This is a genomic window from Variovorax sp. OAS795 (assembly GCF_040546685.1).
Classification (GTDB): Bacteria; Pseudomonadota; Gammaproteobacteria; order Burkholderiales; family Burkholderiaceae_C; genus Variovorax.
In genome coordinates this window covers 2668447-2681304 of sequence record NZ_JBEPOH010000001.1, presented here as the reverse complement: position 1 = coordinate 2681304, position 12858 = coordinate 2668447, and the positions used below count along the sequence as shown (strand labels likewise).

Here is a 12858-nt window from a genome sequence, read left to right as displayed (position 1 = left end):
CGGGGGCAGCGAACGCGGCGCGCTCAACGCCTCAGGGCGTGGTCGGGCACGCTGACTTTTCCGTTGCTGCCGACGATGGTCGACAGGTGCAGCGGAATGTCCTGGCCGTCGACGTCGAGCCGCCCGTCGACATCGAAGCGAAGGGACATCGGGTCGTTGGCATCGGCATGCAGCACCACCTGCGGCGAACGCAGGCGGGGCTCGTAGCGCGTGATCACCTCGCGGATCGACACCTCGATGTCGCGCACCGACCCCGACGAGAGTCCGCCCGCGAGGTTGGTGAAATCCGGCACGCCGAACCTGGCGTCCAGCGGCACGCTGCCCTGGCGCGTGTTCAGGATGCAGCGCAGGTGCGCAATGACGGAGTCGATCAGGAGGGACGCCCGTGCGGCGTTGCTGCGCGCGGTACCGCTTTCCCAGCGGGCCAAGCGTTCGAGCAAGCGGAACTCATTCACGGGATTCGATCGACTCCCGCCGATCAGGACTTGGGAGCGAGCCAGGAGTCCTCGGCCTCGATGCCATCGGGATCGAAGGTCCAGGTGATCTTCTCGTAGGTGAAGGCCACGTCTTCCATGTGCCCCATCTGCTTGTTGTCGGGGTTCAGGCAATTGGGCGTCCACGAGCGGATGCTCGTGAGGATGGCGTTCTCCAGCTTGACGGTGTAGTACTTCTCCTCGGTGCCCTTGGGCGAGATCCGGTAGAACTCGAGCACCACCGACTTCATCTGCTCGCCCGAGGTCAGCGCCTGGAACAGCTTGGGCGACGACTTGTCGATTTCCTTGGTGACGGTGCTCGGACCGTGGACGCGCTTGCCGGTGGGCAGGCCGGTCTGCGGGCTCTTCGGGATCTCGATGGTGTGCTCGACGGCTTGCACCAGGATTTTCCCGTCATGGCCCTTGACCTTGGTCGAACCTTCGATTTTTCCCTGGTTTTGACCTTCGAGGGTCATGTAGCACGGCATTGGCATCTTTAGCTTTCTGTTGATCGGCAATTCAATTGCCAGTAATCCAGGCCCGGTAAATAAAATACGCGTCATTTCCTTGGAATTGAATTCCTCGGCGCAACCCCGGGACTGGTGAATGGCTGCGTTGGATCAATTGTCTTGCGGCGCAATGTCCGGATCATTTCGTTTGGCCATTTCCAGGTTACGCCTGAAACAATGGCCTCCGAACGCCGGATCCGGCCGTTATTTCTTTTCGAGCTTGCCCACGAGCGACAGCGTGAACGAGGCGCCCATGTACTTGAAATGGGGCCGCACCTTGAGGTCGACCCGGTACCAGCCCGGCTCGCCTTCGACGTCCACCACGTTGATCTCGGCCTGGCGCAGCGGCCGGCGGCTGCGAACGCCCTCGGCCGGGTTGTCCATGTCGGCCACGTACTGGCGGATCCAGAGGTTGAGCTCCTTCTCCAGGTCGGCCCGTTCCTTCCACATGCCGATGTTTTCGCGCTGGATCACCTTGATGTAGTGCGCCAGCCGGCTCACCACGAAGATGTAGGGCAGCTGGGTGCTGAGCTTGTAGTTGAGCTCGGCTTCCTTGCCTTCCTTGCTCTGGCCGAAGAACTTCGGCTTCTGTGCCGAATTGGCCGAGAAGAAAGCCGCGTTGTCGCTGTTCTTGCGCATCGTCAGCGCGATGAAGCCCTGCTCCGCCAGCTCGAACTCGCGCCGCTCGGAAATCAGGATGTCGGTCGGGATCTTGTTCTGGATCGCGCCCATCGACTCGTACGAGTAGATCGGCAGGTCCGACACCGTTCCGCCGCCCTGCGGGCCGATCACGTTGGCGCACCAGCGGTAGTCGGCAAAGCTGTCCGTCAGGCGCGAGGCGAAGGCGAACGCCGCGTTGCCCCAGAGGAAGTCCTTGTTCCCGCCGGTCACGCTCTCCTGGTAGTTGAATTTCTTGCTGGGCACCGTCTCGGCCCCATAGGGCGTGCGAAGCAGGAAGTGCGGCAGCGTGAGGCCCACGTAGCGCGCGTCCTGGCTTTCGCGGAAGGCGTTCCACTTGACGAACTGCGGCCCCTCGAAGACGGACGACAGGTCCTTCAGGTTCGGCAGCTGCTCGAAGGCATCGATGCCGAAGAACTGCGGGCCGGCCGAGGCGATGAACGGCGTGTGCGCCATGGCGGCGGTGCTGGCCGCGTACTGCAGCAGCTTGATGTCCTGCGCGCCGGGGCTGAACTCGTAGTTGGCCACGATGGCGCCGAACGGCTGGCCGCCGAACTGCCCGTATTCCGCGGTGTACAGGTTCTTGTAGAGGCCCGACTTGGTGACGTCCGCGGCGTCCTCGAAGTCTTCCAGCAGCGTCTGCTTGCTGACGCTCAAGATCTGGATCTTCACGTTCTCGCGGAAATTGGTGCGGTCGACCAGGAACTTCAGCGAACGCCACGCCGATTCCATGGCCTGGAACTCGGGGTGGTGGAGGATGGAATCGACCGCGCCGCAGAGCTTCTTGTCCAGCCCCGCGATCATGTCGTCCACCGTGGCCTGCGTCACGCGCTCGACGGCGTTGTTGGGTTCCAGCAGGTGCGAGATGAACGCCTGCAGGCCCTGGCGCGTGATGGGATAGGCGTCGTCGCCGGGCTTGACGCGGGCCGACTCGACAAGCTGGTCCAACAAGGACGCAGTGGCGGCGGCGGCGGCCGGCGCTTCGGCGCCGGGCTGGATCTGTTCTTCTGCCATGGTGCGGTTCGCCTTCAGTTACTTTTCTTGGATGCCGAGTTCGCTCAGCAGGCGTGCGCGTACCTGTTCGTCCTGGACCAGCTCCTGGACGCGCTTGCGGAAATCGGGGATGTTGCCGAGCGGACCCTTCAGCGCCTTCAGGGCGTCGCGCAATGCGATCAACTGGCGCAGCTCGGGCACCTTCTCGACGATGGCGTCGGGGGAGAAATCGTCGATGGAGTCGAAGCCCAGCTTCACCGGCAGCTGCGCGCCCGCTTCCGCGGTGGGATCGAGCTGGCTGTCGATGCCGATGCTGAGTTCGAGCTTCTGTGCCTTGAGGACCTCGTTGAAGTTGTCCTTGTCGACGGAGATCGGCTTCATTTCTTCGACCGGCACGTCGCTCGGGCGCAGCGTGAAGTCGCCCAGCACGAGCAATTTCAGCGGCAGCTCGACTTCGGCCTGGGCATCGCCCACGGCCGGGCGATAAACGATATTGACGCGCTCCTTCGGAGCGACTGATCCTTCGGCTGCCATTGAAATCTCCTGAAAGTTGATGGACGACACCCGCTGGAATGGCCTGAAAAAGAGCTTGCGGCGCAACTTCAGATCGCACGTTTTTTCTTTTGCGAGCGTCAAATCGGCGGTCGAAAAGCAACGTCCGGCGTCCAGGACCGAGGGGCGTCCCGAGCGCTGAAGTTTCTCGTTAAAAAGTATTTCACCGTTAGTCGATTCATCTCAACTTTTTGTCTAGGCGTCTCATCTTTCACCGAAATGTTTCAGTGCAGTTAGAGTGCGGCTCCAAAGGCAATAGTTACCGATGAAAGACTCGCGGTCCGCGGACCTCCGCATCGCAAATCCGTTGATTCCGGCCGATGCGGGCCGAAATTCCAACGCCATCCCGCCCCTCGCAAGCTCGGGCGCGGGCATGCTGGGCTGCGCCGGTCTTTCGCTGCTGCTGGGCCTTTCATACGGGTTCGCGTCGAGCGCCGGGCTCAACACCGACCCCGACACATCGCTCTCGGCCCTCGCGTGGCCGGCACCCGCCATCGGCGTGGCGCTGCTGTGGCGCCGCCGTCCGCGCGAATGGCCGGTCTACCTGCTGGCCGCGGCCGTGGCACTGGCGCTCGTGGGCCCTGCGGTGGGGCAGCGGCCGACCGCCATCGATGCGGCGCTGGCCGCCATCGGGCTGGCCGAGGTGGCCCTGGGCGCGTGGCTGGGCAGGCGCTGGGTTGCGCCCGATGGCCAGCTCGACTCGTCCGGCCGCCTGCTGCTGTTCACCCTGCTGCTGCCGGTGGCACTGTCGATGCTGCATTCGGTGCTCATGAGCGCCGTGCTGCGCTGGGGCGGCGACGCCGAATGGATCGAGCCCTGGCGGCGCATCTACGTGGCCAACGCGCTGGCCATGCTGACCCTGGTGCCCGCGCTGCTGACCCTGGGCTCGCCCGGCGTGCGTGCCGTGTTCCACGACCGCGGCAACTGGCTGCCGATCGTTTGCGCCCTTGCGTGCCTTGCACTGGCCTTCGTGCCCCACATGCATGACGAGGTGGTGCGCACCGCGCTCACCCTGCCCTTGTGCTGGGCGGCCGTGCGCAGTGGCATGCTGCTGGTGGCGCAGCTGAATGCGGCGATCTCGGTCGGCATGATCGCCCTCACGCTTGGCGGCCATGGGCCCTACGTCGAATACGGCTATGGCCTGTGGACCTTGCAGGTGGACCTGATCGGCATTGCCGTGCTGTCGCTGATGCTCGCGGTCACCATCGGCGAGCGGCACCGCCTCACCTTGCGGCTCGAACAGGGGCGGCGGTTCGAGTCACTGGGCTTTTTGGCCGGCGGCATCGCCCATGACTTCAACAACGTGCTGGGCACCATCCGCGCCTGCGCCGAGATCGCGTCCGACCGCATGCCCGCCGGCAGTCCGGGCCGCGCCGAGATCGCCCAGCTGGAGCGCGAGACCGAGCGCGGCATCGACATGACGCAGCAGATCCTGCTCGCGGCCCGGCAGGGCGACCCGGCCCGCGGCTGCGTCGACCTGGGCGACCTGGTCGACGAGGTGATGCAGATGGCCGCGCCGCTGTGCCCCGCGCACGTTCGCATCGCGCGTGCGCCCGGCGCGGGCGGCGCACCGCTCCTGGTGCTCGCCAACCGCGGACAACTGGTGCGCGCGGTGCAGAACCTGCTGCGCAATGCGGTCCAGGCCACGCGCACCCGGGTCACGCTCACGGTGGGCCGGCAGGTCTCCGCGGGGCAGCGCCACGGGCACTTCGACGTGCTGCTGGGCGACCCGCAGGCCGCGGACGGCGCGCGCGGCTGGGTCGAGGTGGCCGACGACGGTCCCGGCATCGATGCCGCGCACTGGCCGCACCTGTTCGACCCGTTCTATTCGACCCGCCTGGCGCAGGGCGGCTCGGGCCTGGGCCTTGCCATCGTGGCGGGCATTGCCAGCGGCCACGGTGGCTTCGTCGGCATGCGCACCCACGCAGGCCGCGGCACCGTCTTCCGGCTCGAAGTGCCGCTCTTCGATGCCGCGGCCACACAAGGCGATGCCGCCTTGCCAAAAATACACCAGCATGAAGGAGTGACGTCTTGAACACGCAACCCCGCGCGCCGGTCCTGATCGTGGACGACGACGGATCGCTGTGCAACCTGTTGAGCAGCTATCTCTCCGGACACGGCATCGAGAGCCACATGGCCTGCAACGTGACCGAAGCGCTCGAAGCCGCGGCAAAGCGCGAATACAGCATGGTGCTGCTCGACCTGGGCCTGCCCGACGGCGACGGCATCGACCTCACGCGGCACTGGCGCAAGGAGCACCGCTTTCCGATCATCTGCATGAGCGGACGGCAGGAAGAAGCCGACCGCGTGATGGGCCTCGAACTGGGCGCCGACGACTACGTGATCAAGCCCTTCTCGCTGCGCGAAGTGCTGGCGCGCATGCGCGCCGTGTGGCGCCGCAGCGAAGCCGTGCGCAGCCCCGTGACGCGCGGCAAGCACCCGCGCGCCTACCGCTTCGACGGCTGGGAGCTGAACCTCAACACGCGCCGGCTGTTCTCGGCCGACGGGCGCAACGTCTCGCTGTCGCCCAGCCAGTTCAACCTGATGGTGCTGTTCCTCGGCGCGCCGCGAAAGATCGTCACGCGCGAAGAACTCATCGAACGCACGCGCGCCTTCGACGACGTGTACGACCGATCGATCGACGTGCAGATGCTGCGCCTGCGCCGCAAGATCGAGGCCGATCCCAAGCAGCCCGCGCTGCTGCGCACCGAGCGCGGCGCCGGCTACTACTTCGACGCCCTGTCGGTCGAAGAGATATGGGACTGAACGAGGGACGCGACAACGTGAATCTGGAACTGTTCAACGGCATCGGGCGCCAGCCCGTCAATGCCGTGCGCCCCGCGGGCGGCGACGTGCGCGACGATCCCCGCTTCGAAGCCCTGCAGCTGGAGATCGGCAAGCTCTCGAGTCCGGGTGCCGACGGTCAGACCGACTGGCAGCGCGTGAGCCAGCTGGCGTCGGTGCTGCTGGCCGACAAGGGCAAGGACCTGCTGGTGGCGGGCTACCTGAGCGCCGCGCTGCTGCAGGCCGACGGACTCCCGGGCCTTGCCGCCGGGCTCGAGATCGTGGGCGACCTGCTCGAGCAATTCTGGGACGGCATGTTCCCGCCACTCGCGCGTTTGCGCGCACGCCGCAACGCGCTGCAGTGGCTGCTGGACCGCGCCGCGCTGAGCGCCGAGGAGCAGCAGTGGAGCGAGCTCGAGCCGCAGCCTGCCGCGCTGGTCGATGGCCTGCTCGCCGCCGCGCGCCGCATCGATGAAGTGCTGCGCGCCAAGGACGAGGAGGCACCTTCGATGCGCCCGCTGATCGGGCTGATCGAGCGGGTGCCGGTGGCGCAGGTCGAATCGGAAACGCCCGCGCCCGACCCTGCATCGGCAGCATCGCCTGCGGCCCCCGCCGCCGCGACTGCAAAGCCCGCGCCCCGCCCTGCCGCTCCGACCGAACCGGTGCTGGCGGGCAGCGGCGCCGACGCATTGCCGCCGGCCCTCGACCACCTCGGCCGCGTGGCCGACGCCATGATGTCGGCCGACCCCTGCGATGCCCGCGCCTACCGCGTCAGCCGCTTCGCCAACTGGGCGGGCCTGGACGCGCTGCCCCCTTCGGCGGGTGGCCTGACGCAGATCTCGCCGCCCATCGCGCAGGTGGCGGAAGCCCTGCAGCGCATGCAGGACGAGAGCGCGCCGCCGCAGGACGCCATCGGTTTTGCCGAGGCGCAGCTGCCGGCTTTTCCGCTCTGGCTGGACCTGCAGGCACTCGCGGCCGATGGCCTGGCCCGCCTCGGCGAGAAAGGCGCGAGCGCGCTGGCCGAGGTCGAGCGCGCGACGCGCGACCTGTTGCAGCGCTTGCCAGGGCTCGACCTGCTGTCGTTCGCCAGCGGCATGCCCTTTGCCAATGCGCGAACGGCCGAATGGATCGGCAGCCTGCCGGCGGCGGCGGATTCCGCGGCAGCGCCCGCGCGGAGCCCGCAAGCCAGGAACGACGAGCTCGGCACCGCGGTGTCGCAGGCGCGCGCACTGATTGCCGATGGCCAGCTGCAGCCGGCCGCCGCGCTGATGCAGCAGCTGATCAACCGCACGCCCGACGCACCCACGCGCCTGCGTGCGCAGATCCATCTCTGCCAGCTGCTGGGCACCGGCCGCGAGGGCCGCGTGCCGGCGGCTTTTGCGCAGCTCATTGCCGAGCAGATCCGCCACCACGACCTCGACCGCTGGGACCCGGCGCTGGCGCTCGAAGGATGGTCCGCGGCCTACGACGTGCTGCTGAACCAGCAGGACGCCGATCCGGCCGCACGCGACGCCGCGCTGTCGGCCATCGCGCGGCTCGATGCGGCGCGGGCCGTCGCGCTGCTGTGAGTCCGGGTTGCCGGTAGCAACCCCGGGCCGCGCGCACCGCGCTACAGCGCCACCGGCCTGATCTTCGCGGCCATGCCCGCTGCGCCGAAGGCCTGGAAGCGGTCGATGCACAGGTCGCGCGCAGCAGCGGTCGCTTCCTTCAGGAACTTGCGCGGATCGAACTCGCTGCGGTCGCTGCCCATGGCGCGGCGCATGGCGCCGGTCATGGCCAGGCGGATGTCGGTGTCGATGTTGACCTTGCGCACCCCGTGCCGGATGCCCTCCTGGATCTCCTCGACCGGCACGCCGTAGGTCTCCTTGATGTCGCCGCCGTGCTCACGGATCACCGCGAGCCATTCCTGCGGCACCGACGAGGAACCGTGCATCACGAGGTGCGTCTGCGGGATGCGCGCATGGATGTCCTTGATGCGGTCGATCGCGAGGATGTCGCCGGTCGGCTTGCGGCTGAACTTGTAGGCGCCGTGCGAGGTGCCGATGGCGATGGCCAGCGCATCGACGCCGGTGCGCGAGACGAAATCGGCCGCCTGCTGCGGGTCGGTCAGGAGCTGGTCGTGCGACAGCACGCCCTCGGCGCCGCTTCCGTCTTCCTCGCCGGCCATGCCGGACTCCAGCGACCCGAGGCAGCCCAGCTCGCCCTCGACCGAGACGCCGACCGCACGCGCCATTTCGACCACGCGGCGGGTCACGTCCACGTTGTACGCGTAGCTGGCGGGCGTCTTCGCGTCTTCCATCAGCGAGCCGTCCATCATCACGCTGGTGAAGCCCGAGCGGATGGCCTGCATGCACATCGACGGGCTGGCGCCATGGTCCTGGTGCATCACGATCGGGATCCCCGGGTACATCTCGACTGCCGCCTCCACCATCTTGCGCAGGAAGGGCTCGCCCGCGTACTTGCGCGCGCCGGCCGAGGCCTGCAGGATGACCGGGCTGCCGGTCTTCTGCGCGGCCTGCATGATGGCCTGGATCTGCTCCAGGTTGTTGACGTTGAACGCCGGCACGCCGTACTGGTGCTCGGCCGCGTGGTCCAGCAATTGACGCAGCGAAATCATGGCCATGGGGAAAGCTCCTGGGGATGTTGGAAATGTGGTTGCGGTCGTGTCAGTGGCGCCGGTCCTGCAGCGCCTTGACGGCCGGCAGGCTCTTGCCTTCGAGGAACTCCAGGAAGGCACCGCCCGCGGTGGAGACGTAGTCGATGCACTCCTCCACCTCGAACTGGTTGATGGCGGCGACGGTGTCGCCGCCGCCGGCCAGCGAGAATGCATCCATGCGCGCGATGGCGTTGGCCAGCGTGCGCGTGCCGTGCGAGAACTGCTCGATCTCGAAAACGCCCAGCGGACCATTCCAGACAATGGTCTTGCACTGGCCGAGCATGGCGACGAGCTGCGCGACCGACTCCGGTCCGAAGTCCAGGATCATGTCGCCCGGCGCCACGTCGGCCACGGCTTTCACTGTCGCACGTGCGCACGCTGAAAACTCGGTGGCGGTCACCACGTCGGTCGGCATGAACAGCCGCGCACCGCGCGCCGACAGCGCCGAGGTCACGGCACGCGCCGTCTCGACCATCTCGGGCTCGCACAGCGATCGCCCGACCGGATGACCGGCCGCCAGCAGAAAGGTGTTGGCCATGCCGCCGCCGACCACCAGCCATTCGACCTGCGCCGCGAGTGACTCCAGGATCGACAGCTTGGTCGATACCTTGGACCCACCGACGATCGCCGCCAGCGGCCGTGCCGGGTTCGCGAGCGCACGGCCGAGTGCGTTGAGCTCCGACGCCATCAGCGGCCCAGCGCAGGCAATGGGCGCGAGCCGGGCCAGCGCTTCGGTGGTGGCTTCGGCGCGGTGCGAGGTGCCGAAGGCATCGTTCACGTACACATCGCACAGCGCCGCCATGCGCCGCGCCAAGGCTTTTGCGTTGGCTTTCTCGCCGACATTGGAACGGCAATTCTCGAGCAGCGCCACGTGGCCGGGCGCCACGTCGAAAGGCCGTTCGATCCAGTCGCTGACCAGGTTGACCGGCGTGCCCAGCAACTCGCCAAGCCGCACGGCCACGGGCGCGAGCGACTCGCCATCGGCGAGCCCGCCTTCCTTCGGCCGTCCGAGGTGTGAAGTGACCATCACCCGCGCCCCCTGCGACAGCGCATGCCGGATGCCGGCGAGACTGGCGCGGATGCGCGTGTCGTCGCTGATGCGGCCCGACGCGTCGAGGGGCACGTTAAGGTCGCAGCGAATGAACACGCGCTGCCCGCGCAGGTCGACCTGGTCGAGCGTGTTGAACGTCATGCGGGCTCTTTCACATGAACCGGCTCGGCGTTCGCCAGCAGCCGGCGAGCCCGCTCGGCCACCACATCGGCAGTCAATCCGAACAGCTTGAACAGTTCGCCCGCAGGCGCCGATTCGCCGAAGCGGTCGATCCCGACGACATCGCCGTCTTCCCCGACGTACTTCCACCACAGGCCGGTGCTGCCGGCCTCCACCGCCACGCGCGGCAGATGGCGCGGAATCACCGATTGGCGCCAGGCCTTGTCCTGCCGTTCGAACACGTCCATGCAGGGCACCGACACCACGCGCGCGGCAATGCCCTCTTCCGCCAGCAAGGCGGCGGCGGCCAAGGCCACGCCGACTTCGGAGCCGCTCGCCAGCAGCGCGACGCATTCGTTCTGCGGGCGCCGCAGCACATAGGCGCCGCGCGCAATGGATTCGATGCGCTCTTCGTCGCCGCCCGCATGCGGCAGCGCCTGGCGCGTCAGCAGGAGGCAGCTCGGGCCGTCCACGCGGCGCAAGGCCTGGCGCCACGCGACAGCCGTTTCGGTGGCATCGGCCGGACGCCAGACATCGACCTCGGGGATCAGCCGCAGGCTCGAGGCGTGCTCCACCGGCTGGTGCGTCGGGCCGTCTTCACCGAGCCCGATGGAGTCGTGCGTGAACACGTAGACCACCGGCAGCTTCATCAGCGCCGACATGCGCACGCCGTTGCGCGCGTAGTCCGAGAAGGTCAGGAAAGTGCCACCGAACGGACGGAAGCCGCCATGCAGCACCAGCCCGTTCATGATGGCCGCCATGCCGAACTCGCGCACGCCGTAGTGCACGTGGTTGCCCGTGCCCGTGCCCTTGAGCGCGCGGTGGCCCTTCCAGTCCGTGAGGTTCGATCCCGTGAGGTCGGCCGAGCCGCCGATCAGTTCGGGCATCGCGGGCCCGACCTCGTCGAGCACCCCCTGCGACGCCTTGCGCGTGGCGACGGAGGCCTTGCGCTGCTCTGCACCCGACGCGGCCGAGGCCAACGCCGCCTCGACCTGCGCCGTGAGCGGCGCATCGTTGCGATGGCGCCGCAGCAACTCGCGCGCGAGCACCGGAAACTCCTCCGCATAGGCGGCAAAGCGCTGCTGCCAGGCCTTGTGCAGCGCGGCGCCCGATGCGCGCGCCGCCCACGCCTCTGCAATGGCCGGCGGCACCTCGAACGGAGCGGCGTTCCAGCCCAGGGCCTCCCGCGTCAGCGCAATCTCGGCATCGCCCAGCGCCTCGCCGTGCGCCTTGGCGGTGCCGGCGCGGTTCGGCGAGCCCTGGCCGATGCGCGTCTTGCAGCACACCAGCACCGGCCGGTCGGCGGTGACGGCGCGGGCGATGGCCGCGTCGAGCGCCGCGGCATCGTGGCCGTCGACGTTGCGCAGCACGGTCCAGCCGTAGGCCTCGAAGCGAGCGGGCGTGTCGTCGCTGAACCAGCCGCCGACCTCGCCGTCGATCGAGATGCCGTTGTCGTCGTAGAACGCCACCAGCTTGTTGAGGCGCCAGGTGCCCGCGAGCGAGCACGCCTCGTGGCTGATGCCTTCCATCAGGCAGCCATCGCCGAGGAACACATAGGTGCGGTGGTCGATCACCTCGTGGCCCGGGCGATTGAATTCGTCGGCCAGCAGCTTTTCGGCCAGGGCCATGCCCACCGCGTTGCTGATGCCCTGCCCCAGCGGCCCGGTGGTCGTTTCCACGCCCGGCGTGACGCCGACTTCGGGATGTCCCGGTGTGCGCGAATGCAGCTGGCGGAAGCGGCGCAGCTCGTCGATCGGCAGCGCATAGCCGCTCAGGTGCAGCAGCGCATACAGCAGCATCGAGCCGTGGCCGTTCGAGACGACGAAGCGGTCGCGGTTGATCCAGCGCGGGTCGGCCGGGTCGTGGCGCAGCCGGTGCCGCCACAGCGCCTCCGCGATGTCGGCCATGCCCATCGGCATGCCCGGGTGGCCGGAATTGGCGGCTTGCACGGCGTCCATGGCCAGTGCGCGGATGGCATTGGCGCATTGCGTGCGCAGGGCGAGGTTGTCGATCGTCATGCCGAGGGATCCTGGTGAGAGTTGTGCGGTAGCCGGCGGGTGCACGGCGCGTCAGATCGCATACGACTTCTTGCGGCGCTCCATGAGCCGCAGGATCATCGGCGTGAAGATCAGCTGCATCGCGAGCTCCATCTTTCCGCCCGGCACCACCAGCGTGTTGGCGCGCGACATGAAGGAGTCGTGCAGCATGCTCAGCAGGTACGGAAAGTCGAATCCCGCAGGGTTGGCGAAGCGGATCACCACCAGGCTCTCGTCCGGGCTCGGAATGGTGCGCGCAATGAAGGGGTCGGAGGTGTCGACCACCGGCACGCGCTGGAAGTTGATGTGCGTGCGCGTGAACTGCGGGCAGATGTAGTGCACGTACTCGTTCATGCGGCGCAGGATCACGTCGGTCACGGCCTCGGTCGAGTAGCCGCGCGTGTTCTTGTCGCGGTGCAGCTTCTGGATCCATTCGAGGTTGATCACCGGCACCACGCCGATCAGCAGGTCCACATGGCGCGCGATGTCGACCTTTTCGGTGGTCACGCCGCCATGCAGGCCTTCATAGAACAGCAGCTCGCTGTCGGGCAGCGTCTCCCACGGCGTGAAGGTGCCGGGCTCCTGCTTGTAGGGCGCGGCTTCCGTGGCGTCGTGCAGGTACTTGCGGCTCTGGCCCACGCCCGCTTCGCCGTAGTCGCGGAACAGCGCCTCGAGTTCGGCGAACAGGTTCGCGTCCTCGCCGAAGTGGCTGAAGTTCCGGTTGCCCGCGGATTCGGCCTCGGCCATCGCCACCTTCATGGTCGTCCGGTCGTAGCGGTGGAAGCTGTCGCCCTCCACGATGGCCGCCTTGACGCTCTCGCGCCTGAAGATGTTCTCGAAGGTTCGCGTGACGGACGTGGTGCCCGCGCCGGAAGAGCCGGTGATGGCAACGATGGGATGTTTGGCTGACATGGTGGCCTCGGGGAGATAAAGAAATTCTTGCGGGGCCGCTCGGGCTCGGCCCCGT

The 12858-nt window shown here is 67.7% G+C and carries 12 protein-coding genes; 4 read left to right on the top strand and 8 right to left on the bottom strand.

The window, feature by feature from the left end:
* Window positions 1–23: 23 nt before the first annotated feature.
* From tssE to tssB, 4 genes are all read right to left on the bottom strand, one after another.
* Window positions 24–440: a type VI secretion system baseplate subunit TssE gene (gene tssE, locus ABID97_RS12935; protein ID WP_354398867.1), complete on the bottom strand. Its 417-nt coding sequence runs from the start codon at window positions 438–440 to the stop codon at window positions 24–26.
* 38 nt (window positions 441–478) lie between these two features.
* The gene (locus ABID97_RS12930; protein ID WP_354398866.1) at window positions 479–967 is read right to left on the bottom strand and encodes an Hcp family type VI secretion system effector; all 489 of its coding nucleotides are present in this window, start codon (window positions 965–967) and stop codon (window positions 479–481) included.
* A 219-nt stretch (window positions 968–1186) separates the two neighbouring features.
* Entirely contained in the window at window positions 1187–2674 is a 1488-nt protein-coding gene (gene tssC, locus ABID97_RS12925; protein ID WP_354398865.1) for a type VI secretion system contractile sheath large subunit, read from the bottom strand.
* An 18-nt stretch (window positions 2675–2692) separates the two neighbouring features.
* The gene (tssB, locus tag ABID97_RS12920; RefSeq protein ID WP_354398864.1) at window positions 2693–3187 is read right to left on the bottom strand and encodes a type VI secretion system contractile sheath small subunit; all 495 of its coding nucleotides are present in this window, start codon (window positions 3185–3187) and stop codon (window positions 2693–2695) included.
* Between the two features lie 19 nt (window positions 3188–3206).
* Here tssB and ABID97_RS12915 point away from each other — a divergent pair, with 19 nt between their 5' ends.
* The 4 genes from ABID97_RS12915 (at window position 3207) to tssA (ending at window position 7557) form a co-directional block, all read left to right on the top strand.
* Window positions 3207–3347: a hypothetical protein gene (locus tag ABID97_RS12915; RefSeq protein WP_354398863.1), complete on the top strand. Its 141-nt coding sequence runs from the start codon at window positions 3207–3209 to the stop codon at window positions 3345–3347.
* 123 nt (window positions 3348–3470) lie between these two features.
* A complete protein-coding gene (locus ABID97_RS12910; RefSeq protein ID WP_354398862.1) occupies window positions 3471–5240 on the top strand; it encodes an ATP-binding protein in 1770 nt (589 codons plus the stop codon).
* Entirely contained in the window at window positions 5237–5971 is a 735-nt protein-coding gene (locus tag ABID97_RS12905; RefSeq protein WP_354398861.1) for a response regulator, read from the top strand. The genes ABID97_RS12910 and ABID97_RS12905 overlap by 4 nt, the downstream gene beginning before the upstream one ends.
* 17 nt (window positions 5972–5988) lie before the next feature.
* Entirely contained in the window at window positions 5989–7557 is a 1569-nt protein-coding gene (gene tssA, locus ABID97_RS12900; protein ID WP_354398860.1) for a type VI secretion system protein TssA, read from the top strand.
* Between the two features lie 41 nt (window positions 7558–7598).
* Here tssA and fba read toward each other — a convergent pair whose 3' ends face one another.
* From fba to ABID97_RS12880, 4 genes are read right to left on the bottom strand one after another with little or no spacing between them, the layout of a single operon-like run.
* Window positions 7599–8612 (bottom strand): class II fructose-bisphosphate aldolase, encoded by a 1014-nt coding sequence (gene fba / locus ABID97_RS12895; protein WP_354398859.1) that lies wholly within the window; start codon window positions 8610–8612, stop codon window positions 7599–7601.
* Between the two features lie 43 nt (window positions 8613–8655).
* On the bottom strand, window positions 8656–9837 hold the full coding sequence (locus tag ABID97_RS12890; RefSeq protein WP_354398858.1) for a phosphoglycerate kinase: 1182 nt from the start codon (window positions 9835–9837) through the stop codon (window positions 8656–8658).
* Window positions 9834–11873, bottom strand: a complete 2040-nt coding sequence (gene tkt, locus ABID97_RS12885; protein ID WP_354398857.1) for a transketolase — start codon at window positions 11871–11873, stop codon at window positions 9834–9836. The genes ABID97_RS12890 and tkt overlap by 4 nt, the downstream gene beginning before the upstream one ends.
* Before the next feature lie 51 nt (window positions 11874–11924).
* Complete coding sequence (locus tag ABID97_RS12880) at window positions 11925–12803, bottom strand: phosphoribulokinase (RefSeq protein ID WP_354398856.1); 879 nt, start codon at window positions 12801–12803, stop codon at window positions 11925–11927.
* Between the last annotated feature and the right edge of the window lie 55 nt (window positions 12804–12858).